The organism is Marinobacter salicampi (genome assembly GCF_011074795.1).
Lineage (GTDB): Bacteria > Pseudomonadota > Gammaproteobacteria > Pseudomonadales > Oleiphilaceae > Marinobacter > Marinobacter salicampi.
In genome coordinates this window covers 14,309-39,175 of the sequence record NZ_JAAMPF010000001.1, presented here as the reverse complement: position 1 = coordinate 39,175, position 24,867 = coordinate 14,309, and the positions used below count along the sequence as shown (strand labels likewise).

The 24,867-nt window shown below is 56.0% G+C and carries 18 protein-coding genes; 1 reads left to right on the top strand and 17 read right to left on the bottom strand.

Features of this window, described 5'->3' with window-relative positions; all coding sequences use genetic code 11:
* Window positions 1–97 precede the first annotated feature (97 nt).
* The 4 genes from ligA to G7W63_RS00125 all read right to left on the bottom strand — a co-directional run bounded on the left by ligA (window position 98) and on the right by G7W63_RS00125 (window position 7,663).
* Entirely contained in the window at window positions 98–2,122 is a 2,025-nt protein-coding gene (ligA, locus tag G7W63_RS00140) for an NAD-dependent DNA ligase LigA (RefSeq protein WP_166251305.1), read from the bottom strand.
* Between the two features lie 97 nt (window positions 2,123–2,219).
* Window positions 2,220–3,341 (bottom strand): cell division protein ZipA, encoded by a 1,122-nt coding sequence (gene zipA, locus G7W63_RS00135; protein ID WP_166251302.1) that lies wholly within the window; start codon window positions 3,339–3,341, stop codon window positions 2,220–2,222.
* A 143-nt stretch (window positions 3,342–3,484) separates the two neighbouring features.
* Window positions 3,485–6,985: a chromosome segregation protein SMC gene (gene smc / locus G7W63_RS00130; RefSeq protein WP_166251299.1), complete on the bottom strand. Its 3,501-nt coding sequence runs from the start codon at window positions 6,983–6,985 to the stop codon at window positions 3,485–3,487.
* A gap of 6 nt (window positions 6,986–6,991) precedes the next feature.
* Window positions 6,992–7,663: a GntR family transcriptional regulator gene (locus G7W63_RS00125; RefSeq protein WP_166251272.1), complete on the bottom strand. Its 672-nt coding sequence runs from the start codon at window positions 7,661–7,663 to the stop codon at window positions 6,992–6,994.
* A 276-nt stretch (window positions 7,664–7,939) separates the two neighbouring features.
* Here G7W63_RS00125 and G7W63_RS00120 point away from each other — a divergent pair, with 276 nt between their 5' ends.
* Entirely contained in the window at window positions 7,940–8,899 is a 960-nt protein-coding gene (locus G7W63_RS00120; protein ID WP_166251269.1) for a GGDEF domain-containing protein, read from the top strand.
* A 13-nt stretch (window positions 8,900–8,912) separates the two neighbouring features.
* Here G7W63_RS00120 and rluB read toward each other — a convergent pair whose 3' ends face one another.
* The 13 genes from rluB to sdhC form a co-directional block, all read right to left on the bottom strand.
* A complete protein-coding gene (gene rluB, locus G7W63_RS00115; RefSeq protein ID WP_166251266.1) occupies window positions 8,913–9,890 on the bottom strand; it encodes a 23S rRNA pseudouridine(2605) synthase RluB in 978 nt (325 codons plus the stop codon).
* Window positions 9,891–9,926: 36 nt separating this feature from the next.
* Complete coding sequence (gene scpB / locus G7W63_RS00110; RefSeq protein ID WP_166251264.1) at window positions 9,927–10,634, bottom strand: SMC-Scp complex subunit ScpB; 708 nt, start codon at window positions 10,632–10,634, stop codon at window positions 9,927–9,929.
* Window positions 10,635–10,671: 37 nt separating this feature from the next.
* Entirely contained in the window at window positions 10,672–11,511 is an 840-nt protein-coding gene (locus G7W63_RS00105) for a segregation and condensation protein A (protein WP_166251261.1), read from the bottom strand.
* A gap of 31 nt (window positions 11,512–11,542) precedes the next feature.
* Window positions 11,543–12,757, bottom strand: coding sequence for a tryptophan--tRNA ligase (locus G7W63_RS00100; RefSeq protein WP_166251258.1), 1,215 nt, complete (start codon window positions 12,755–12,757; stop codon window positions 11,543–11,545).
* 173 nt (window positions 12,758–12,930) lie between these two features.
* Entirely contained in the window at window positions 12,931–13,803 is an 873-nt protein-coding gene (sucD, locus tag G7W63_RS00095; RefSeq protein ID WP_166251255.1) for a succinate--CoA ligase subunit alpha, read from the bottom strand.
* Window positions 13,803–14,969 carry an ADP-forming succinate--CoA ligase subunit beta gene (sucC, locus tag G7W63_RS00090; protein ID WP_166251252.1) on the bottom strand — a complete coding sequence of 389 codons (1,167 nt, stop codon included), beginning with the start codon at window positions 14,967–14,969 and terminating at the stop codon, window positions 13,803–13,805. The genes sucD and sucC overlap by 1 nt, the downstream gene beginning before the upstream one ends.
* 170 nt (window positions 14,970–15,139) lie before the next feature.
* Entirely contained in the window at window positions 15,140–16,582 is a 1,443-nt protein-coding gene (gene lpdA, locus G7W63_RS00085; protein WP_166251249.1) for a dihydrolipoyl dehydrogenase, read from the bottom strand.
* A 36-nt stretch (window positions 16,583–16,618) separates the two neighbouring features.
* A complete protein-coding gene (odhB, locus tag G7W63_RS00080; RefSeq protein ID WP_166251246.1) occupies window positions 16,619–17,896 on the bottom strand; it encodes a 2-oxoglutarate dehydrogenase complex dihydrolipoyllysine-residue succinyltransferase in 1,278 nt (425 codons plus the stop codon).
* Between the two features lie 26 nt (window positions 17,897–17,922).
* Window positions 17,923–20,757, bottom strand: coding sequence for a 2-oxoglutarate dehydrogenase E1 component (locus tag G7W63_RS00075; protein WP_166251243.1), 2,835 nt, complete (start codon window positions 20,755–20,757; stop codon window positions 17,923–17,925).
* 310 nt (window positions 20,758–21,067) lie between these two features.
* The gene (locus G7W63_RS00070; RefSeq protein WP_166251240.1) at window positions 21,068–21,772 is read right to left on the bottom strand and encodes a succinate dehydrogenase iron-sulfur subunit; all 705 of its coding nucleotides are present in this window, start codon (window positions 21,770–21,772) and stop codon (window positions 21,068–21,070) included.
* A gap of 13 nt (window positions 21,773–21,785) precedes the next feature.
* On the bottom strand, window positions 21,786–23,558 hold the full coding sequence (gene sdhA / locus G7W63_RS00065; RefSeq protein ID WP_166251237.1) for a succinate dehydrogenase flavoprotein subunit: 1,773 nt from the start codon (window positions 23,556–23,558) through the stop codon (window positions 21,786–21,788).
* 3 nt (window positions 23,559–23,561) lie between these two features.
* Entirely contained in the window at window positions 23,562–23,906 is a 345-nt protein-coding gene (gene sdhD / locus G7W63_RS00060) for a succinate dehydrogenase, hydrophobic membrane anchor protein (protein WP_166251234.1), read from the bottom strand.
* Window positions 23,900–24,274 (bottom strand): succinate dehydrogenase, cytochrome b556 subunit, encoded by a 375-nt coding sequence (sdhC, locus tag G7W63_RS00055; protein ID WP_166251231.1) that lies wholly within the window; start codon window positions 24,272–24,274, stop codon window positions 23,900–23,902. Before sdhC ends, sdhD begins: the two co-directional genes overlap by 7 nt.
* Window positions 24,275–24,867: the final 593 nt, after the last annotated feature.

The window sequence follows — 24,867 nt, the reverse complement described above, 5'->3', positions numbered from 1 at the left end:
AAATTATTGTTATGGATACGGGGCTTTAACACACCGTTACAAAACGCACTCATAGTAATCAATTTGGCAGACATGCTATCTGCGCGAGTTCTCAGATTCAGGCTGTATGGCGGGAAAGAAAATTATCGAATTCGGCCTCGTCCATGGTTTGAACGCCGAGACTCCGGGCTTTTTCAAGCTTGGATCCTGCAGCTTCGCCCGCCACAACACAGCTGGTTTTTGACGATACGCTGCCGGCCACTTTGGCACCCAGTGCTTCCAGCCGCTCCTTGGCCTGGTCACGGGTATGATTTTCAAGGGTACCGGTTAATACCCAGGTTTCCCCTGCGAGCGGTCTGTTTGCGCGGCTTATGTCTTCCGATTGCCAGACTACGCCTTGGCTGCGGAGCTTCTCAATGATCTCTTTGTTGTGTTCCTGCTCAAAAAAGCTACAAATGTGGCCCGCGACCACTGGGCCTACGTCCGGCACGGCCTGAAGCTCCTCCTCCGTGGCCGCCATGACATTCTCCAGAGTGCCAAAATAGCTGGCCAGAGCCTTGGCTGTGGCTTCCCCCACCTCCCGGATGCCCAGGGCGTAGATGAAGCGCCATAAAGGCGGTCTGTTCGAGCTTTGAATGGCGTTGACCAGTTTGGCTGCAGACTTGTCCCCCATCCGTTCGAGCTTGCGCAGATCGTCGGTCGTCAGCCGGTAAAGGTCTGCCACGGTGCGCACCATGTCCCGGTCTACCAGGATGTCAATCCACTTTTCTCCAAGCCCTTCAATGTCCATGGCTTTTCGAGACGCGTAGTGCCGTATAGATTCTTTACGCTGAGCTGCACAGAAGAGTCCGCCACTGCACCGGGCGACAGCCTCACCCTCAAGTTGGACGATGTCTGAATCACATACCGGACAGGTCGTCGGCAGTTGTATAGGACGCGCTGAGCGCGGCCGCTTGTCGCGAACTACCTTGATTACCTGGGGAATCACGTCACCTGCCCTGCGGATAAATACCGTGTCTCCGATCTGGACCCCAAGCCGGTCAATTTCGTCCATATTGTGCAGGGTTGCGTTGCTGACCGTTACACCACCGACGAATACGGGTTTTAAGCGTGCAACCGGAGTAATGGCCCCGGTGCGGCCAACCTGGAATTCGACATCCTCAACGACCGTAACCTCTTCCTGCGCCGGAAACTTGTGGGCGATGGCCCAGCGTGGGGCGCGGGATACGAAACCCAATCGATGCTGATAGTCCAGGCGGTTGACCTTGAATACGATGCCATCGATCTCATAGGGAAGCTGGTCACGCTTGGCCTGCAGCTCTTCATAGGCTTCCAGGCAGGCAGAGGCGCCCTGGGCCAGCCGCATTTCGGGGTTGATTCTGAAGCCCCAATCTCGCACCAGCTGCAGGCACCCCCAGTGGTTGTCCGGCAGATCTGAGTCGTCGATCACCGCAACGCTGTAAGCGCAGATTTCCAGTGGACGCCGGGCAGTTACCCGTGGATTCTTCTGTCGCAGACTTCCGGCTGCAGCATTACGGGGGTTAACAAAGGTTTTTTCACCACGGTCGGAAAGGCTTTTGTTCAGTTTCTCAAAGCCGCCACGAAGCATGTACACCTCACCACGGACTTCAACAAGGTCTGGATAACTGCCTCCCCTGAGCTTGAGGGGTACTGACGGGATGGTACGAATGTTGGCAGTAATGTCCTCACCAGCGTAACCGTCTCCCCGGGTAGCAGCCCGGGTCAACTTGCCCTGTTCGTAGTGGAGGCTCACCGCCAGACCATCAAGCTTGGGCTCGCAGACGTACTCAATCTCGCTTTTCGCTGCTAGACGTTCCCGGACCCGGCGATCAAAATCTCTCAGTTCATCGGCATTGAATGCATTATCGAGGGACAGCATCGGCACACGATGGACAACTTCTTCGAAGCTGGTCTGGCCTGTGGCGCCAACCCGCTGGGTGGGCGAGTCCGGGCTGACCAGATCCGGATGTGACTGCTCCAGCGCCTGAAGTTCGCGAAACAGTCGATCATATTCGGCATCGGGAATCTGTGGGTCATCCAGCACATAATATCTGTAGTTGTGATCGTTGATCTGATCCCGGAGCTCCGTGATTCGTTCCGCTACCGAAGATGTCCCATTCATCTCTATCCGTGCCCCGCGCCTAGCCTGTCCCGATCATGGTAACCCGGTCAGGCCGGGCTCTGCAGTCTCAACCCTGACATTACACTCTTGCGTGCCTCTAGCGTCGCGGGGTGTGCCTTTTTCGCTCGTATTCCCGGACCCGCTGGCGACAATGTTCAATGGTCTGGGCAGTCATCACACTGCGGCGCTCATCTTTGAGTTCCCCTCCCAGGTTGTGCACGACGCATTGTGCTGTCTCCAGCATAAAGTCGAACGCCTGCATGGAGTTGGAGGGACCGGGCATGCTCATGAAGAAGCTGATGCCGGGGGTGGACATGGATGCCATGGCATCAGGATGAAAGGTGCCTGGCTCCACCGCATTGGCGACACTGAACTGGACCGGGCTGTTGGTGTCAGGCTCTTCGTGGCGATGATAGATATCCATATCGCCGTGCTGAAGGCCACAGGCCTCGAACAGTTTTTTCAGTGCCGGGCCGCTAAAGGCCTGATCACGTCGGGCCAGGACATTGATTACGATTACCTCCTGGGCATCAGGCCGATTGGCCCCGGCCAGAGGCTGGTCAGAGCCTTTTGAAGCTGAGCCCCGACGGGCGGTATCTTCTTCAACTTCGGACGTGGCTGGCACTTTCGGTTCCGGCGCGGATTTGGCAGGTTCAGCCTTACGCTCAGGCCTGACCGTTCGAGGTTCGCCCAGAATTTCGTCAGGGCGTTCAGGCTCGACCTCCAACGTTCCCCAACCGGTATCGGTTGCCTCCTCGCCGACCTCAGCGTCCACGTCAGCGAGTGGCACATGGGCAAAATCCTCAGCCGAGGCAGTGTCTTCGCCATTAACGCCTGAATATGAACTCGGGGCTTCATTTTTCAGCGAGGCCTCATGTTCGGACCTGGCCTCTTTATCGCGGCTGGCGATTACCGGTCGCGTGGGCTTTGGCTCAGGGTTGGCAAACCGGCTACGGCCGGTGCGCTTGAAGTAACCCCTCTCCTGAAGCGTGTCGGAGTCCACCGGACGGGCACCGCCATTGGGAAGCTCCGGGTTGAACTCGCGCTCCTCTTCAGGAGGCGATTCATCCAGAGGCGACTCATCCAGGTCGTCTGCGCCCATCCCGGACGATATGGTCATGGCATCCTTCCGGGCGCGTCGCATGCGACGAATACCGTCGATAACGATACCCAGAATCACCAGGATACCTATGGCTATCAACCATTCCCTAAGAGACATAGTGCTGCGGTCCTGTATGCGAATCTCGTAACGTCGTTACTCTATGCAAAGCCTGTGCTTAATACAACGCGAGCAGACTCTGTATGGCCTGATTGTCATGCTTGCGGCCGAGCCAGGCTATATTTTTCAGCTATATGTTCCGACTATAGTTCAGCCAAGGCAGCGGCCTCTTCAACATCGACCGACACCAGCCTGGAGCATCCGGGCTCATGCATGGTTACCCCCATCAGCTGATCGGCCATCTCCATGGCGATCTTGTTGTGGGTTATATAAATAAATTGAAGCTGGCTGGACATTTCCTTGACCATGTTGGCATAGCGACCCACATTGGCGTCGTCCAGCGGCGCATCGACTTCATCCAGCATACAGAAAGGTGCCGGGTTCAGCTGGAATATCGAAAAAACAAGGGCAATGGCGGTGAGTGCTTTCTCACCCCCGGACAGCAGGTGAATGGTGCTGTTTTTCTTGCCCGGGGGCCGTGCCATGATTGCCACACCGGTTTCCAGCAGATCATCGCTTGTCAGTTCAAGATAAGCATTCCCACCACCGAATACCTTAGGGAACAGGGCCTGCAGCCCGGAATTCACTTTATCGAAGGTTTCCCTGAAACGTTGCCTGGTCTCCCGGTCGATCTTGCGTATGGCATTGTCCAGAATCTCCAGCGCCTCTATAAGATCGTCATGCTGGCTATCCAGATAGGTCTTGCGCTCGCTCTGGACCTGATACTCTTCAATCGCCGCAAGATTGATGGCGCCCAGACGCTGAATGCGTCCAGCCAGCTTGTCGAGCTCATCCGACCAGACTAACTCGCTAGCCTCTGACGGCATTGCTTCAAGCACAACCCGAAGTTGGACATCGAGTTCTTTGAGCTGCTCAAGATGGTTTGCGGAGCGGATCTCCAGAGCCTGGGATTCCATTTTGACCTTCTCAAGTGAGGCCCTGACGTCCTGGACCCCGTGTTCCAACTGGCTCCGGGTGCGCTCGTTCTCGCGTACCTGCCGGTCAAGTTCTTCCAGGGCATCCCGCGCCACCGAGAGCTTTTCCTCCTCGGCCAGCCGGCGCTCGAGCAATCCCTCCAGCTGCATCTGCAGGTCTTCCAGGGGCTCTTCAGCATCTTCACGGCTATCCTGCAGCATGGCCACGCGCTCTTCGATTCGTTCGCGCTGAAGCTGCATACGCTCCAGGGTCTGTTTCAGGCCCGCTCGTTGACTGGTCAGTGATTGCAACTGAAGTTGCAGCTGATGGGCCCGGTCACGGTCGTGCCTGGCCTGTTGGCGCAGGCGGTCAAGATTTTCCCTCAGGCCGTCGCGCTCACCCAGCAGGGTTTCCTTCTCAAGTTCACTGTCTTCGTTAGCACCAAGGGCGTCCTGCCAGACCAGCCGGGTTTCGGCGAGGGACTCCTGGGCCTGGACATGCTCGTCGGCCACATCGGCGGCGTCATCCTTTATTCGAACGAGGCGCTCATCAATCTGCTCTGCCCGGGCACGCAGGCCGCTGATCCTGGAGGCGATCTGGCTTAGCTCGCGCTCTGCATCGTTGAGCTTGCGCTGTGCTTCCTCACGCTCTGACTCGGCACTGGCGGTCCTTTGCTGAAGTTCAGCAAGCTCGCCGGCATTGGTCTCAAGGCCGGCGGACGCGGTCTCAAGCTCCGTTTCTAGCCGGTCGATACGTTGCTGGCGTTCAATCACACCAATGTGCCCGGCTTCCGACGACGGCATGCGAAGCCAGTGCTGCCCTAACCAGACACCGTCCCGGGTCAATATGGTGTTTCCAGGGGCAAGACCGGTCCGCAAGGCAAGACCTTCGTTAAGGGTTTCGGCCGTGAGGACGCCGGCAAAAAAGCTGCTGAAACCACCGGCCCCCGATACCTTTTTTAGCAGGCTACCCTGTGCGCCTTCAGTGACAGAGCCGCCCGTATGCTCGACCAGGGCAGCGCCCTTGGGCGCTTCCGACAGGGCTACCAAAAGTTCGTCCATATTGGCTACGCAGAGGCTTTGGGAAAGCGACCCCATCAACTGCTCGACCGCAAATGCCCAGCCCGCCGCTATGGTAAGTTCGCCCGCCAACCTTGGCAGTTCTGTCAGTTGGTTATGCTTGAGCCACTCCTGGAGAGCCTGATCCTGACTGCCCATCTGTTCGTCGAGCAGGGCTTGTTGTGATTCCAGCGCAGCGGTCAGTGATTGCACCTGCTGCTGATCCTTGCTTACCAGCTCTCCAATTGTCTTCTGACGAGAACGGGCTTCCTGCAGCAGAGTCTGGACAGCCTCTATCCGGTCTGCTGCCTCCTCTCGCGCCATTGCATGCAGCTCTTGCTGGTCTGTCAGCTCTTCCAGCTCATGCCGATCGAGCTGGCTTTCGAGCAGGGCCTGTTCTTCCCGCAGCCTCTCCTGGCGGCTTTGCAGGCGCTCAATGGTATCTTCGGTCGCTCTAATCCGGGACTGGGCGAGTTCAGCTTGGCGGCGGGCATCGGCGGACCGGGTGCTGAACGCCTCCCAGGCTTGCTGCCAGTCACTCATTGCCTGCTCAGCGGCCAGCAGCTGCTCCCCGGATGTTTCGGCACTGTCAGCCAGGGCTTCCTGTTGCGGTTCCAGCATGGCGAGCTCTTCTACAGCCATGGCCAGTTTGTTCTCGTCCTGCTCCAACTCGCGATTCAGTTCACGCTGGTTGGCCAGGGCCTGGTCGAGTTCGGAGGCCAGCTGCCTGCTACGCTCGCGCTGGTGCTCCAGGCTCTGCTCGACCCGGGCTATATCAGCCCCTGCTTCGTAATATTTTGCCTGGGCTTTGTTAAAAAGCTCCGTACGCTCCTGGTGGCCCGTACGCAGGGACTCCAGGGCGGTTTCCAGGTTGACTCGTTCGGCCAGGAGGCGCTCCAGCTCAAGCTCGGTATCACGAATCCGTGAACGCGAGGTCTGAAGCTCGCTATCCAGATCCTGCCAGCGTAACACCGTCAGCTCGGCTTTCTTCTGACGCTCCTCCTGCTTATAGGCCTTGTACTTTTCCGCCGACTGGGACTGGCGTTGCAGATGAGCGAGTTGGCGCTCCAGTTCATCCCGCAGGTCGGTAAGGCGCTCCAGGTTCTCCCGGGTACGACGAATACGATTCTCGGTTTCTCGTCTGCGTTCTTTGTACTTGGATATGCCCGCGGCTTCTTCAATGTAGACTCGGAGTTCTTCGGGCTTGGCTTCGATTAGGCGGGAAATCATGCCCTGCTCGATGATCGCATAGCTCCGTGGGCCCAGGCCCGTTCCCAGAAACAGATCAGTGATGTCCCGGCGCCGGCATTTTGTGCCGTTGAGAAAATAGTCCGATTGCCCTTCCCTCAGTACCCTGCGCTTGACCGATATTTCGTTAAAGCCAGCGAACTCACCCGGAGCCCTGCCTTCGGTATTGTCGAATACCAGTTCTATAGATGCCTGGCCGACAGGTTTACGCGCGCTGGAGCCATTGAAAATAACGTCCGACATCGATTCGCCGCGTAAGTATTTGGCTGAGCTTTCGCCCATAACCCAACGAACGGCATCAATAATATTCGATTTTCCACAGCCGTTTGGCCCAACCACCGCCGTCATATTGGAGGGAAACGGTACGGTGGTCGGATCAACAAAGGACTTGAAGCCGGCCAATTTTATGGATTTTAGGCGCATCGGTGGTCAGTGTTCCAGAATACTCAATACCTGGCTTCGCTGGTGCTCGCCAAACTCCCGGATGGCGGCTTCCAGGGCGACCGCATTGCCGCTGCCCGCCGCATCGGCAAGGAGTTTGAAGAACCGGCGCGTTTCAGCAATTTCACCCCGAAAACTTTCAAGAGCCACATAGTAGGTTCGGCTGACTGCGGGCTTGAAGTTCTCAAGGGTTTCCTCAAGAAAAGGGTTGTCGACCGCGCGATAGGCATGGCGCATGACATCAAAACCAGCCTCTATAATCGCTTCAGTGGATTCACTATTCTGTTCATCGGTACGGGCGGTCAGTGACTGGATGGCCGTCATCTGTGACATCATGCCCACCAGTTGTGGCCCGGACCATTGCTCCAGCACTTTACGCCCCAGCATACACAGCAGTTCTATATAGATATCGTAAAGGCTGTTCACGAGCTCGGGAGTCAGTTGGGAAACCACCGCCCCACGGCGGGGATATATCTCGATAAGGTGACGACGCTCCAGAATGAGCAACGCCTCTCGCACGGACCCTCGGCTGACATCCAGGTCGCCGGCTACCTTGAGCTCCTGAATGCGCTCGCCGGGTCGAAGTTGGCCAGTGATTATGCGCTGCCCCAGGTGCTGGGCAATCTGTTCTGAAAGACTCTCAGGTGCCTGAAATCGCATAGGTTCCTTCGTGTGACAGGGGTCGACAGGAGGTTACGGACAAGCTGCGGAGTGTACCACAGGGGCTGTGGAGCCCAAGCAATTGTCCGACATTTAAACCATCAGCTCAATATTGAGGCGGCAAGCCCTTGCCAAGGCCCGGCGAAATTTTGGCAGTTTGACAGCCAGACTTAACATAGATCCTATATAAACCCTATATGCCATTGTTTTATCGGTTTTTTATTTTAATGGCACCGATCCTGCTTCAGCCGGCCTATATCTTTGCAGGAGTCAACGATGTCGGGCACCACTACCCCTATAACCGCTCGCAAACATGAGTCTACGCCAAACCTGAGAGCTATCAGAAAAGCTAGTGAGCAGTGGCGCCAGGCTGATGATCCTTACACCAGGGTATGCCGCCGGATGGCGACTTCGTTGTCCCTGGAAACGCTGATTGCTATTTTCGCGGAAGAGCTGGCATCATTGGTGTCATACGATCAACTGACTTACCGTCACCAGCTTGGTAACCAGGATTTCGTCTATGCCTCGGGTATGGGAGGCCAGCATCGTTGTGATTATCGCCTGGCTCTGGAGGGCGTCAACTATGGGGGACTCACACTGAGCCGACGGTTGCGTTTTGCTGAAGAAGAGCTTGCTGCCATAGAGCAGATGTTAAGCATCGCTATCTGTCCGATCCGGAATGCCTGCTGCTATGCATCGGTACAGCAGACAGCCCTGACCGACAGTCTTACCAGCATTCCCAACAAGCGTGCCCTTGACGAAGCATTGTCCCGCGAGTGCCACCTTGGAGATCGCCACGGCAATACCTGCTCCCTGATCCTATGCGATCTTGACAATTTCAAGCGGGTCAATGACACCTACGGCCACGTTGTCGGCGATCACATACTTAAGGCAGTCGCCCTTGAGTTGGCCAAAGCAACTCGTAACAGTGACGGTATTTTTCGGTTCGGAGGGGAAGAATTTGCCATTATACTGCCTCACACGCCAGAGTCGGAGGCCAGGAAGGTAGCTGAACGAATTCGCGAGTTTATCGCAGCCATTAAAGTAAACTGTGGCGGTAAGGATGTCATGGCGACTGCAAGCTCTGGCATTGCCATGCGCCAGCACGGCGAAACATCGGACCAGTGGCTGGCACGGGCCGATGACGCACTTTATCGCGCCAAGGCCCGGGGCCGTAACTGCAGCCGCGTTGCAAGCAGTGTGCCTACCCAGCAGCCCCGTTTTCTCACGCCTTAAGCGGCACAGTCGATCAGCTTCGCTTCGGGCTTTTCTTTATGCTTTTGCGAGACGTAGCCGCAGGCTTTGTCGAGCTGACTTGCCATTTGCGATTCGGCTTGGCCGGGCGGCTGGGCTGCTTGCGCTGTTTGCGGTCCATCGCGGCCTTTTCATCGGGCGTTTTGACCGGAAGCGCCAGGGGTTCAAGTCCTACCTTCTTGCTCAGGTCGTCTACCCCTTTCTGGCTCATTTCTTCCCATTTGCCGACACTCAGGCGACTGGGCAAAAAGGTTGGGCCATAGCGGACTCTTTTGAGCCGGCTTACCTGAACACCTTGGGACTCCCATAGCCGACGAACCTCTCGGTTGCGGCCTTCAAACAGGGTCACGTGGAACCAGCGATTGATTCCGCTGCCACCAGCAGAGCTTATATCCGAAAACCTAGCCATGCCGTCCTCCAGCATGACGCCCTCCAGCAACCGCTTGAGCATGGCATCATCCACGTCGCCAAACACTCGGACCGCGTACTCGCGATCAATCTGATTGGACGGATGCATGAGGCGGTTGGCCAATTCGCCGTCGGTGGTAAACAGCATCAGGCCGGTGGTATTGATATCGAGGCGGCCGATCGCCACCCAGCGCTGTTCTTTCAGACGCGGAAGAGTGTCGAACACAGTCGGTCGGCCTTCAGGATCCTTACGGGTCGAGACCTCACCTTCCGGCTTGTTATAAACCAGCACCCTGCGGACCGTCTCGGTGGTGGCATCCAGCTCCAGGCGACGCCCGTCCAGCTCCACACGGTCCTTGGCAGACGCCTTCTGACCGGGCCCCGCCGGTTGACCGTTAACGGTCAGCCGACCAGCTTCGATCCAGGTCTCGACTTCTCGGCGTGAGCCTATACCGGCGCGGGCTAGAAGCTTCTGAAGACGCTCGGGGCCATGTTTCTCAGTATCAGCCACCGGTTTTGAACCGGGCTTGTGCGGCCTATGTCTAGGCGGGCGTTCAGACGCCATTAAAAGTCATCCTTATGAATTCGTCGATTTTAACGGTCAATGTAGCGTTGGGTCCTGGGGGTCATCCCCACTGTTGTCGTTGGCGCTTTTTCTGTCCCGCTCTTTTCCTTCGCCCATGTCAGGCTCAATGCTCTCCCCGGCACCAGGCTCAGGGGTTTCAAACAGGATTTCAGCCTGCATCCTGTTTTCAATCTCGCGCCCGATTTCCTCAAGGTCACGGATTTCTGAGAGAGGCGGTAACTGGTCCAGGCTGGTGAGATTAAAGTAATCAAGAAACTGACGGGTGGTCGCATACATCGCAGGCCGGCCCGGTACATCGCGATGACCCACAATCCGCACCCACTCCCGCTCGAGTAATGTACGCACGATATTGCTGCTCACCGTGACTCCGCGAATGTCTTCAATCTCACCGCGGGTTATGGGCTGGCGATAGGCGATCAGGGCGAGCGTTTCCAGCAAGGCCCTTGAATACCGTTGCGGCTTCTCTTCAAACAGTCTTGCCACCCATTCGGCATAGTCCTGGCGTATTTGCAGACGATAGCCGCTGGCCACTTTGCGCAGCTCAAAGGCACGACCCTGGCAGGATTGCTCAAGCTGGAACAAGGCATGCTCCATCACCTGCCGGGGCGGTCGCTCGTTCTCGTCAAAAAGCTCCCGTAACTGTTCAAGGGACAGGGGACGACCGGCCGCTAGCAAGGCAGCCTCAGCGATAGCCTGTAAATGTCGAATATGATCTTCGTTCATAATATCCCGTGGACCGCCTGAGGCTGCGGTTTCAGAATCAGCAGACCGCCCGGGCCCGTAAATGTAACCGGCCCAGCACTTCTGCCTGAACCACTTCAATGAGCTGTTCCTTGATCAACTCCAGGGTTGCAAGGAAGGTCACTACCACACCCAAACGTCCTTCTTCGATGGTAAACAAACTCTCAAACGAGATGAACTGTTCGTCCGTCAGAGCAGCCAGAATCGCTGACATACGCTCACGGGTCGACAGGCGCTCTCTCTCGACATGATGACTGGTGAACAGGTCGGCGCGCCTGAGTATGCCCTGAAGCGCCAGTAGCAGCTCGCGTAACTCAACGTCCGGTGCTGTCTGACTGCTGGGCAAATCGGGTAAGGCCGCGGCCCCGGTAAACCTGTCCCGATCCATCCGAGGCAGTGCATCCAGATCCTCTGCCGCTTTCTTGAAACGCTCGTACTGTTGCAAACGACGGATCAGCTCTGCTCTGGGATCTTCTTCTTCGTCCTCATCCGCTTCCTGACGGGGCAAAAGCATGCGCGATTTTATCTCGGCAAGGGTCGCTGCCATCACCAGATACTCGGCAGCCAACTCAAACCGCATGGATTCAACGGCACCGATGTAGTCCATGTATTGACGCGTAATTTCGCTAACATCGATGTCCAGAATATTCATATTCTGGCGTCGTATCAGATACAGCAATAGATCCAGCGGGCCTTCAAAGGCCTCAAGGAAAACAGCCAGTGCATCGGGCGGGATATAGAGATCTTTAGGGAAATCTACCCATGGCTTGCCGGAAACACGGGCAATGGGCCCAGACATCGGCTCTTCCAGCTCTGGCCCTGACGGAAGCGCCTGCTCCTCAGCGGATTGATCAGTCATACCACGGCCTCAGGTAGCCCCAGCGACGAAGTCAGCGATAGCCCAACCCCATGGCGGAGCGCACCTCATCAAGGGTGTCACGGGCAGCATCACGTGCCTGCTCACAGCCCTCGTCAATGATGGATCGAACCAGGTCGGGATTGCTCTCGTATTCCCGGGCACGTTCGTGTATCGGTTTCTGCTCTTCCACGATCGCATCGATAATCGGCTTCTTGCAATCAAGACAGCCTATCCCCGCGCTACGGCAGCCGGTCTGTACCCACTGCTGGACATCGTCGTCGGAATAGACCTTGTGCAGATCCCAAACCGGGCATTTCTCCGGCTCACCCGGGTCTGTTCGTCTTACCCGTTGCGGATCCGTCTGCATGGTACGTATTTTCTGGGCAACGGTGTCCGGGTCTTCCCGCAGTCCTATGGTGTTGTTATAGGATTTCGACATTTTGTGACCGTCGAGGCCGGGCATTTTCGACTCGGGCGTCAACAGGGCCTGGGGCTCGGGAAGTATGATCTTGCCGCCGCCTTCGATGTAGCCATAAAGCCGCTCCCTGTCGCCCAACGAGATGTTCTGCTGCTCTTTGAGTAGCGCGCGGGCCGTTTCCAGGGCTTCCATATCACCCTCTTCCTGATAACGTCTTTTCAATGCCCGGTAAAGTTTGGCGTTCTTCTTGCCCATCTTTACGATGGCACCCTCTGCCTGCGCCTCAAACCCGGGTTCACGACCGTATATGTGGTTGAAGCGACGGGCCAGTTCCCGAGTGATCTCAATATGGGAAACCTGATCTGCACCAACGGGCACCCGACCTGCCCGATACATCAAAATGTCTGCGCTCTGCAACAGGGGATACCCAAGAAATCCGTAAGTTGCGAGGTCTTTTTCACGTAACTTCTCAATTTGGTCCTTATAGGTTGGAACACGCTCAAGCCAGCCTAAAGGCGTAATCATCGATAACAGGAGATGCAATTCTGCGTGCTCAGGGACCCGGGACTGAATGAACAGGGTCGCTGAGCCAGGGTTAACGCCGGCAGCCAGCCAGTCGATGACCATGTCCCATACACTCGACTCGATCATGGATGGGTCATCGTAGTTTGTAGTCAGAGCATGCCAGTCAGCCACAAAGAAAAAGCACTCGAATTCATGCTGGAGCTTAACCCAGTTCTTCAGTACACCGTGGTAGTGGCCAAGGTGCAGCTTGCCGGTCGGACGCATTCCGGACAGAACCCGTTGCTGGGAATCTACAGAACTCAAAGCATGAACTCCTATAAAAGGCTTGAGGTTGTCATCATAAAAGAGACAGACCGGGGATTATAGACTGATGTGGCTGTGAAAAAACCTCCGATTCGTTTTGATGCGTCGTATAACGAAAAAACCCCGCGATCCGGACGATCCGGATGCGGGGGTTTCTAGCCGTGACAGCCGTTCTACCAGCCAGTCACTTCCTGCAGTGCCTTGCCAATTTCGGCCAGGCTCCGTACGGTTTTAACACCTGCATCTTCCAAGGCTGCAAATTTTTCATCAGCAGTGCCCTTGCCGCCAGCGATGATGGCACCGGCGTGACCCATACGCTTGCCAGGAGGCGCAGTAACGCCGGCAATGTATGAGACCACGGGCTTGGTGACGTTAGCCTTGATAAAGGCCGCAGCCTCTTCTTCTGCACTTCCACCAATTTCACCGATCATGACGATGGCTTCGGTCTGGGGATCATCCTGCAGAAGCTGGAGGATATCGATAAAGTTGGAACCCGCAATCGGGTCACCACCGATGCCCACACAGGTGGACTGGCCAAACCCGAAGTCTGTGGTCTGCTTGACCGCTTCGTAGGTAAGCGTACCGGAGCGGGAAACAATACCGACTTTGCCAGGGCGGTGGATGTGGCCGGGCATAATGCCTATTTTGCTCTCGCCAGGCGTAATCACACCCGGACAGTTCGGACCGATCATCCGTACGCCCTTGCGATCGACATATTCTTTCGCATACAGCATGTCGATGGTCGGTATGCCTTCGGTGATGCAGACAATCAGTTCGATGCCCGAGTCGGCGGCCTCAACGATGGCGTCCTTGCAGAAAGGCGCCGGTACGTAGATAACCGTGGCCGTTGCACCGGTCTTTTCGACTGCTTCACGAACAGTATTGAACACCGGTAGGCCAAGATGCTCGGTCCCGCCCTTGCCGGGGCTGACGCCGCCGACCATCTGGGTGCCGTAGGCGATCGCCTGTTCGGAGTGGAAGGTACCCTGCGCGCCGGTAAAGCCCTGACAGATAACCTTGGTGTCTTTATTGATCAGGATGCTCATTATTTACCCCCTGCGGCTTTAACGACTTGCTCTGCGGCATCCGCCAGACTGGTGGCGGCAATGATGTTCAGACCGCTGTCTGCCAGCACCTGGGTGCCCAGCTCAGCGTTGTTGCCTTCCAGACGGACCACAACCGGAACCTTGACGCCCACATCCTTCACCGCACCAATGATGCCTTCGGCAATCATGTCGCAACGTACAATGCCACCAAAAATATTTACCAGTACCGCTTTAACGTTGTCATCGGACAGAATGATCTTGAAGGCCTCTGTCACGCGCTCCTTGGTCGCCCCGCCCCCTACATCCAGGAAGTTCGCGGGCCGGCCACCGCTGAGCTTGATGATATCCATGGTGCCCATGGCAAGACCGGCGCCATTGACCATGCAACCAATGTTGCCTTCCAGGGCGACGTAATTGAGTTCCCACTTGGCAGCATCAGCTTCACGGGAGTCTTCCTGGGAAGGATCATGCATGTCCCGGATCTTGGGCTGGCGATAAAGTGCGTTGCCGTCTACGCCAATCTTGGCATCCAGACAGTGAAGATCGCCTTTATCGGTAATGACGAGTGGATTGATTTCAAGGAGTGCCAGGTCATGGTCCTCGAACAATTTGGCCAGACCCATGAAGATCTTGGTGAACTGCTTAATCTGGTCGCCTTTGAGGCCCAGTTTGAACGCCAATTCGCGCGCCTGGTAAGGCTGTGCGCCCACCAGAGGATCAATGGTCGCCTTGAGAATCTTTTCAGGCGTCTCTTCCGCCACCTTCTCGATTTCTACGCCGCCTTCGGTGGAGGCCATGAAAACGATCCGGCGCGAACTACGGTCAACGACGGCGCCCAGATAGAGCTCCTGGTCAATGTCCGTCAGAGACTCAACCAGAATCTTGCTGACCGGCTGGCCATGCTCGTCTGTCTGATAAGTGACCAGATTCTTGCCCAGCCACTTTTCAGCGAATGCGCGAATGTCATCTTTGTTGTCCAGCAATTTGACACCGCCAGCCTTGCCGCGCCCGCCGGCGTGTACCTGAGCTTTCACAACCCAGCGGTCACCGCCGATCTTGTCAGCTGCGGCAGCGGCTTCGTCAGGTGTGTCACAGGCAATGCCCTTGGAAACCGGCAAACCATATTCAGCGAATAGCTGTTTGCCCTGATATTCGTGCAAATTCATAACAATTGTCCCGCTTATTGATGGAGGATAACCATTTACGGAAATTGAACCCGCCTAACGCGAATTCTGCTTGGTGCGCCGGGGATCACCTCAGCACAGCGTTTGCTTTACCAAAAGCCGGCGGATAAAGCCTCAGGACGCCCCGCTGGCGTCCTGATTCCGGATCAGCCTTACTTTTTCTTACGGCGGTTGGCAATGTGGATCGCGCCGTCGTTCACGGCCAGCGCTGCCTCGTGGACAGATTCCGACAGCGTCGGGTGCGCAAAGCATGTCAGCGCGAGATCTTCAGCACTGGAGCCGAATTCCATGGCAATAACACCCTGGGCGACCATTTCCGAAGCCTGGGGGCCCACCACATGGAAACCCAGAATCCGGTCGGTCTTCTCGTCGGCGAGGATCTTTACCAGACCCATGGCAGAGTTAGCGGCCATAGCCCGACCGTTAGCGGCAAACGGGAAGGTACCCGTTTTATAGGCCTGTCCTTCCGACTTGAGCTGCTCTTCGGTTTTGCCTACCCAGGCAACTTCTGGATGGGTGTAGATGACGTTGGGTATGCACTCATAGTTGACCTGAGGCTTGTGCCCAGCAATACGCTCAACGACCATAATCCCTTCTTCTGAGGCTTTGTGGGCCAGCATGGGACCCCGGACCACATCGCCCACAGCCCAGACACCAGGCGCATCGGTCTGGCATTGATCGTCCACGAAGATAAAGCCCCGCTCATCCAGGTTAACACCTGCATCAGCTGACAGAAGATTATCTGTGTGTGGGCGACGGCCAACGGCAACAATCAGCTTGTCGACTTTCAGCTCCTGCTCACCTTTTGAGTCTTCGTACTTGACCGTGATGACCTTGCGGTTGACAGAGGTGCCGGTGACTCGGGCCTTGAGCTGAATGTTGAGACCCTGTTTCTTGAACTGCTTAAGGGTCTCCTTGGCAACCTGCTGGTCTACCGCTGGCAGGAATGTATCCAGTGCTTCAAGCATGGTTACTTCCGAGCCCAGACGGGACCAGACACTCCCCAGTTCCAGACCAATAATGCCGGCCCCGATAACACCGACGCGCTTGGGAACTTCGTCAAACTCAAGGGCACCGGTGGAATCGACAATCAGCCCCTCTTTCAACGGCGCCGGCGGAATCTCGATAGGATTGGAGCCGGTCGCCAGAACGACATTATCTGCTTCATAGACCGTCTTCTTGCCATTCTTATCGGTTACTTCAACCTGACGATTCGCGAGCAATTTGCCGTGCCCATGGATGGACGTTACGCCATTGGACTTGAACAGACCGGCAATACCACCGGTGAGCTGTTTAACGATGCCTGCCTTACGCTCCATCATCTTGCCCACATTCACCTTGAGATCGTTAAGTTCGATCCCCTGGTCGGCGAAGCCATGCCCGGCCTCTTCATACTTGTGGGAGATCTCAAGCAGCGCCTTGGAGGGAATGCACCCCACGTTCAGACAGGTACCGCCCAGCACCTGCTTGCCGTCTTCTTCCGAAGTCCAGGACTCGACACACGCGGTTTTAAGACCCAGTTGTGCGGCCTTGATAGCAGCAACATAGCCCCCCGGACCCGCACCTATGACGATAACGTCGTACTTATCAGACATGATTCATCCTGTTTTCTGATTCGTTGTGTGACAGGTTCAGACGTCCAGCAGAATACGAGCCGGGTCTTCCACCATTTCTTTGATCGCAACCAGGAACTGGACTGCTTCCTTGCCGTCAATCATTCGATGATCGTACGACAGTGCAAGATACATCATGGGCAGAATAACCACCTGCCCGTCCACCGCCATGGGCCTTTCCTGAATCTTGTGCATACCCAGAATGGCTGTTTGCGGCGGATTCAGAATAGGCGTCGAAAGCAACGAGCCGAACACACCGCCGTTTGAGATGGTAAAGGTTCCGCCGGTCATCTCTTCAATGCCCAGCTTACCGTTTTTTGCCTTGGTACCATATTCGACGATTTTCTTTTCGATATCCGCCAGCCCCAGAGCATCTGTATCACGAAGCACAGGGACCACAAGTCCACGCTCACTGGATACGGCAACACCTATGTCCTGGTAACCATGGTAGACCATGTCGTTGCCGTCAATGGAGGCGTTAACTGCCGGGAAGCGTTTGAGTGCTTCGGTGGCAGCCTTGACGAACAGTGACATAAAGCCGAGTTTGATCCCGTGACGTTTCTCGAAGCCATCCTTGTACTGCTTGCGCAGATCCATCAACGGCTTCATGTTCACTTCGTTGAACGTGGTCAGCATCGCAGCGCTTTGTTGCGCGTTGACAAGGCGCTTGGCAATACTTGCGCGAAGACGGGTCATGGGTACCCGCTTTTCTGCGCGCTCTCCGGCAGGCACGCCTGCCCCCGGAAGGTCGGAGGGCTTGGGCGCCTCTGCCTGCGGAGCTGCGGCCTGGCGCGACTGGCCTCCATCAATATGGGCCTGCACATCTTCCTTGGTCACCCGGCCGTCTTTGCCCGATCCCTGAACGGAACCCGGTTCGACACTGTTTTCCTCAGCCAGCTTACGAGCCGCCGGACTAAGAATGGCTTCGCTCTGGACACCTGAGCCGGAGTCCGTGCCGGCGGCACTGCCGGCGTCCGCAGGTTCGCCATCGTCCTTGGCTCCCTCTTGCTTGGCAGGTGCTTCTTGCTTCGCAGGTGCTTCCGCAGCTTCGCCTTTCGCTCCGGCTTTGAATTTACCGACCACTTCACCGCTTTCGACGGTATCACCCTCGTCTTTCAGGATCTCTTCGATCACGCCATCCGCCGGCGCTACAACTTCCAGAACGACCTTGTCGGTTTCAATATCGACGATCAGCTCATCGCGACTGCAGGCTTCGCCTGGCTTCTTGTGCCAGGTCGCGACGGTCCCTTCTGCGACCGACTCGGGAAAAACGGGTGCTTTTATTTCAGTAGACATCTCTGATCCTTAAGTTCGGTAGCTCGTCAGATTTCAAACGCGTCGTTAACCAGTTTTTTCTGCTCTTCAATATGCACCGACAGATGCCCTGCAGCAGGTGCTGCTGAGGCATCGCGACCGGCATACTGCAGGTAGAGCTTGGGATTCAGGCGCTGAAGGGCATTTCGCATATGATGCTGACTACAGTACCAGGCACCCTGATTCATTGGCTCTTCCTGACACCAGACAACATGCTGAAGCTTCACATACTGATTGAGAATCTCGTCCAGGTCATCGTTGGGAAACGGGTACAACTGTTCGATACGCAAAATCGCCACGTCGTCCCGGCCGTCCGCCTTTTTCTTCTCAAGCAGATCAAAATAGACTTTTCCGCTACACATGATCAGGCGCTGAATCTTCTTGGGATCTGAGGGTTCCTTCTCGGGCAGAACAGTCTGGAAGGTGCCTTCAGTTAGGTCGTCGAGACCCGAGGTAGCTTCCTTGTGACGCAGCAGGCTCTTTGGCGTTATGGCCACCAGAGGCTTACGGAGCGGACGTTTCACCTGACGCCTGAGCATATGGAAAATCTGAGACGGCGTCGTGGGCACGCATACCTGGATGTTATGTTCCGCGCTCAATTGCAGAAAGCGCTCCAGTCGAGCCGAGCTGTGCTCCGGACCCTGGCCTTCATAACCATGGGGAAGCAAAAGTGTAAGACCACATAACCGGCCCCACTTATGCTCACCACTGGTGAGGAACTGGTCAATAACCACCTGGGCGCCGTTGGAAAAGTCACCAAACTGCGCTTCCCAGATAATTAGTGTATCCGGTGCGGTCGTTGCGTAGCCGTACTCAAAGGCCATGACTGCCTCTTCCGATAGAAGCGAGTCGTAGATCTCGAACATCGGCTGCTTTTCGGAAAGCTGCTGAAGAGGCACATAAGTGTCGCCGTTCTTCTGGTTATGGAGTACCGCATGGCGGTGAGAGAAGGTTCCGCGACCGACGTCCTGACCGGTAATACGTATCGGATGGCCTTCGTTAAGCAGGCTGGCGTAGGCCATCACTTCCCCGAAGCCCCAGTTGATGGGCAATGCGCCGGCATTCATCTTGTTGCGGTCGTCTACAATCTTGGAAACCTGGCGCTGGATGGTGAAGCCTTCAGGAACCTGCCCCATCTTCTTGCCGAGACGCTGGAGCGTCTTCAGGCCGACGCTGGTTTTGCACTTTGCTGTCCATTCGTGGCCCAGGTATGGCTGCCAGTCGACAAACAGTTCCTTGTTGGGCTGTTTGACCAGCGACTTGACTACGTGATCGCCTTTGTCGAGCTCATCCCGATAGTCCAGTTCCATCTTCTTGGTTTCTTCCGCCGTGTAGATACCGGCATTGATCAGTTGGTCCGCATACAGCTCGCGCGTGGTCTTCAGGCGCCTGATCTTTTCGTACATAACTGGCTGGGTTGAGGAGGGCTCATCGGCCTCGTTATGACCTCGGCGACGGTAACAGACCAGGTCAATAACTACATCACGCTTGAACTCGTGCCGGTAATCCATGGCCATCTGAGTGACGAAAAGCACGGCTTCCGGGTCGTCCGCATTAACGTGCAGGATCGGTGCCTGTACCATCTTGGCGACATCAGTGCAGTATTCAGTAGAACGGGCATCTTCTTGGCGGCTGGTGGTGAAGCCGACCTGGTTGTTAATCACAATATGGATGGTACCGCCGACACCGTAAGCGCGCGTCTGGGACATCTGGAAGGTTTCCATAACCACGCCCTGCCCCGCGAATGCAGCATCGCCATGCATGATAATGGGAACAACCTTGCTGCCGTCCGGATCCTGGCGACGGGTCTGGCGGGCGCGTACCGAACCCACCACCACCGGAGACACAATCTCGAGGTGTGATGGGTTGAACGCCAGCGCGAGGTGCATTTCGCCGCCATCGGTCATGACATTCGACGAGAAACCCTGGTGGTACTTGACGTCACCGGAGCCTGAGTCAGCGAGTTTCTTGCCTTCAAACTCGTCGAAAAGCTCTTTCGGGTTTTTGCCCAGTGTATTGACCAGAACGTTAAGGCGACCCCTATGGGCCATTCCCAGGACAATCTCTTTGGCACCGTAACTTCCCGCACGCTGGATCAACTCATCCAGACAGGGAATCAGTGTCTCACCCCCTTCAAGGCCAAAACGCTTAACGCCGGGGTAACGGGAGCCCAGGTATTTCTCAAGCCCTTCCGCAGCGGTAAGCCGCTCAAGCAGGTGCTTGCGGGTCTTGGGCTCAAAGTCAGGACGTGACCGGACTGGTTCCATTCTGTGCTGGAACCAGCGTTTGATCCTGGTATCCACCACGTGCATGTACTCAGCACCAATGCTGCTGCAATAGGTCTGCCTTAAGCCATCGTATATATCGCCAAGACGCATGGTTTCTGCGCCAAAGCTCAGTGAGCCAGTCTGGAATTCGAGGTCCCGGTCGGCGTCAGACAATTCGTGGAAAGCGAGCTCCAGGTCTTCTACCGGGGGTCGCACGAGCACACCAAGTGGATCAAGCTTGGCCTCCTGATGACCGCGGAAGCGAAAGGCATTGATAAGCTGGAGAACCCGAATCTGCTTTTTGTCCGCGTCGGAGGTCACTCCTGCAGGTACGCCGCCGGCAGCAAAACGCTGGTTACGGGAGATATGCTCAAACTGTTCACGGATCGAGGAGTGAGCGACATCCCTGCCCTGGCGACCGTCTACGCTGGGCAGACGATCAAAGTAATTCCGCCATTCTTCCGGGATCGCATTGGGATCAGTCAGGTAGGTTTCGAAAAGCTGCTCGACATAGGCAAGATTCCCCCCTTGGAGGTGGGATGTCTGCCATAACTGCTCCATTACGCTTTCATGCATCTTGACTAGCTCACCTTGGGCTGGTGCGGGAGCTAGCTATGGTCGGCCAGTGATATTACGCAGTCAATACGGGATATTACGGGATCGACTGCAGCCACCACAGCTAATACGGATGTTTTCCGTTCCCCAGTGGTTTTTATACTCAGCAAAGCCGCGGCCAGGCTTTGTGGGCCTTGGTCACGGCTTCCGTAGTTTGCTCTTCGCCCCTACCAATGACTATAAGCCATTGGTGTAAGGCTCGCATCGTTGCGACCTTCAGGGGAGAGCCTGGCGCTGTCCAACACTATAGCGGCTACTAAACCGGCCTGGCTCAGGTAGCTCGCTGCAGAAGCAGATTACGAATATGGCCAATAGCCCTGGTGGGATTTAACCCCTTCGGACACACGCTTACGCAGTTCATGATGCCCCGGCAGCGGAATACACTGAACGGATCGTCAAGCTTTGCCAGACGCTCCTCCTTTGCGGTATCCCTGCTATCTGCCAGGAAACGGTAAGCCTGAAGCAGACCGGCCGGACCGATAAACTTTTCCGGGTTCCACCAGAATGATGGGCATGATGTTGAGCAGCAGGCGCACAATATACACTCATAGAGTCCATCCAGCTTTTCGCGGTCTTCCGGACTCTGGAGGCGCTCGATGGCCGGCGGCGCAGTATCATTCAGCAGGAACGGAGAAACTTTCTCATACTGCCGGTAGAAAATGGTCATATCGACCACCAGGTCCCGGATAACCGGAAGACCCGGTAGCGGTCGAATGACCAGCTTGTCCTTCTTTACCACCTCGGACAGGGACGTAACACAGCCGAGGCCATTCTTGCCATTCATGTTCAGGCCATCAGAGCCACAAACGCCTTCGCGGCAGGAGCGGCGGTAAGCCAGGGACGGGTCCTTTTCTTTCAGCAGGGCCAGGACGTCAAGCACCATAAGGTCCTTACCCGCAGGGATTTCAAGGTCGATATCCTGCATGTAAGGCGCGTTGTCTGTCTCAGGGTTATAACGGTATACGCTAACCAACATCTTTGCGTCCCCCTTAATAGGTCCGGATCATGGGCTGCATGGTATCAACTGTCTTCGGGGCAAAGTTGACGTCCCTTTTACCCAGGCGCTTCTCGAGAGGAAAGTACACTGAGTGCTTCAGCCAGTTTTCATCATCACGTTCGGTAAAGTCATTTCGGGCGTGAGCACCACGGCTTTCGCGGCGCTCCATTGCTGAGTACGCGGTGGCAAACGCCACTTCGAACAGGTTGTCCAGTTCCAGGGCTTCAATCCGGGCGGTATTGAAGGCTTTACTGGTATCCGCCAGCTTGACGTTGCGGACACGCTCGCCAATGGCTTCCAGCTTTTTAAGACCCTCAGCCATGCTGTCTCCGTCCCGGAAAACGCCAAAGTAGAGCTGCATACAGTTCTGCAGCTCCTTGCGAACTTCGGCAACGCTCTCGCCTTCGGAGGCGTTATCCAGCCGGCTAAGACGTGCAAGGGCACGCTCTATGTCGGCTTCAGTCGCATCGGTCGTTTCAAATCCGCTGCGCAGACGCTCCTGAATATGAATACCGGCTGCCCTGCCAAATACAACCAGATCCAGCAAGGAATTACCGCCCAGGCGATTAGCGCCATGCACGGAAACACAGGCAGCCTCACCACAGGCGAACAGCCCTTCTATGACCTGGTCTTTGCCGTCTTGGTCCTGGGTCAGGGCCTGGCCACCCACTGTCGTCGGGATGCCCCCCATCATGTAGTGACAGGTAGGAACCACAGGTACCGGCTCTTTAACAGGGTCGACGTGAGCAAAGGTTTTCGACAGCTCGCAGATGCCCGGCAAACGCAGATTCAGGGTTTCTTCGCCCAGGTGATCCAGTTTGAGAAGCACGTGATCCTTGTCCGGGCCACAACCGCGGCCTTCAAGGATCTCGATCACCATTGAGCGAGCGACCACGTCGCGGCCTGCAAGGTCTTTGGCGTTTGGAGCATAACGCTCCATGAAGCGCTCGCCCTCGGAGTTGATCAGGTAACCACCCTCACCCCGGCATCCCTCGGTTACGAGTGTGCCGGCACCGTATATACCGGTCGGGTGGAACTGCCACATTTCCATGTCCTGAACCGGGAAGCCGGCACGCAGAGCCATGCCGATACCGTCGCCGGTGTTGATCAGTGCATTGGTCGTCGAAGCATAGATACGGCCAGCGCCGCCGGTAGCCAGCACGGTGGCCTTGGCCTTGATATAGGCCACTTCGCCCGTTTCGATTTCGATCGCGATAACACCGACCACCTGGTTCTCGCCATTCTTTACCAGATCCACGGCATACCATTCATTGAGGAAGGTAGTGCCACCCTTAAGATTCGCCTGGTATAGCGTATGAAGAAGGGCATGGCCGGTCCGGTCTGCCGCGGCGCAGGTCCGCGCCGCCTGGCCACCTTTGCCGAAATCCTTCGACTGGCCGCCAAACGGGCGCTGATAGATACGACCCTGTTCAGTACGGGAAAAAGGCAGGCCCATATGCTCAAGCTCAAAGACTGCCTGAGGCCCTACCGAGCACATATACTCAATGGCGTCCTGGTCGCCTATGTAATCTGACCCCTTGACGGTGTCATACATGTGCCAGCGCCAGTCATCGTTCGGGTCAGCACTTGCAATAGCGCAGGTTATGCCGCCCTGGGCCGATACGGTGTGTGAGCGGGTCGGGAATACCTTGGTGATACAGGCTGTCTTGACGCCAGTCTCGGTAAGCTGCAGCGCTGCCCGCATGCCTGCACCGCCGCCGCCGATAACAATCGCGTCGTAAGTAATGGTCTTCATGTTAGCCATGTATTAGTTCCCCCAGAGAATCTGAACGCCCCAGACGACGTAGACGAACATAATCGCCCCACAAAGCGCCTGGATCAGAAAACGCGGACCTGCCGCTTTGACATAATCCGTAGTAATGGTCCATAGCCCGACCCATGCATGGGCTCCCAGCGACAGGAGTGCCATCAGGCTAAAAATCCTGAACCAGGTCTGACTGAACAAAGCGCTCCATGAATCGTAGGTTACGTCCGTCATGACCATGAAGCCGAAAAGAAAAATGGTATACAACGCTAATACGTACGCCGATACCCGCTGGACCATCCAGTCATAAACGCCGCTACGACCCAGATTCGTGACGCTGCTTACCATATCCAGACTCCTAGCAGAACGATGAGAACGATTGAAATGCCAATGGTCAGCTTGGCCCCAAGGCGACCGCCTTCAAGGGTTTCACCGATCCCCATATCCATGAGCAGGTGCCGAATACCGGCAACCAGGTGATACAGGAGGCCAGCCAGGATGCCCCAGACGATAAACTTCGCCAGGAAGCTGTCCATCAGTTCGCTGACCCGGTTGAAGCCCTGCTCCCCCGACAGGGAGAGGTCCAGCCCATAGAGCAGGAAAGCGACACCAAAAAAGATGATGACACCACTGACGCGGTGGATGATGGAGGTAATGGCAGGCAACGGAAAATGAAACTTGCCGAGATCGAGATTTACTGGTCGTTTGCTATTCACAGCGCTCTCACACTCTCTTTTTTGGTTCCACAGGCGACGGTGTCGTCGTGGAATGGGTTGGTATGTACGGCCCGATTTTGGAGGCCAGGTTCAAGTACCCGTCGCTATTGATGCGGATACAGACCAGTTCGACTTCAGAGCAATTCTTGACCAAGAGTGCATGGTACCGTTTCAGGCACACCTGTACATCTACAGCCAGATCTACTTCAGGAGGGAAACGCCAGCGGTGACGTCATTTCAGGCGGTGAGGCTAGAAATGTTCCCGATTCCGGGCTAGGGATTATAAGGAGTGCCCCCTCAATTACAAACCTGCAATCCGCGAAAAACGTGGTATATCAGCGGTTGTAGAGTGCTATCACCCTGATTAAAGGGCTCTATCCCAGGTCAATTGGGCGAAGGTCTATCACTGTACGGAGAGGCATCGGGGCATGAAAAATGAGCTTTATTGCCATCCTCCATTGACAAAAAAAGCCAACTCCCTATATTTTGCCGCCAGCTTTGGAAAGAATCAGGACCCCGCAAACGATTCCGCCAGGCCATTCCGGACGCCGGAAAATTACGCTATCTCATTGAATGTCCTGGTTATATACAAA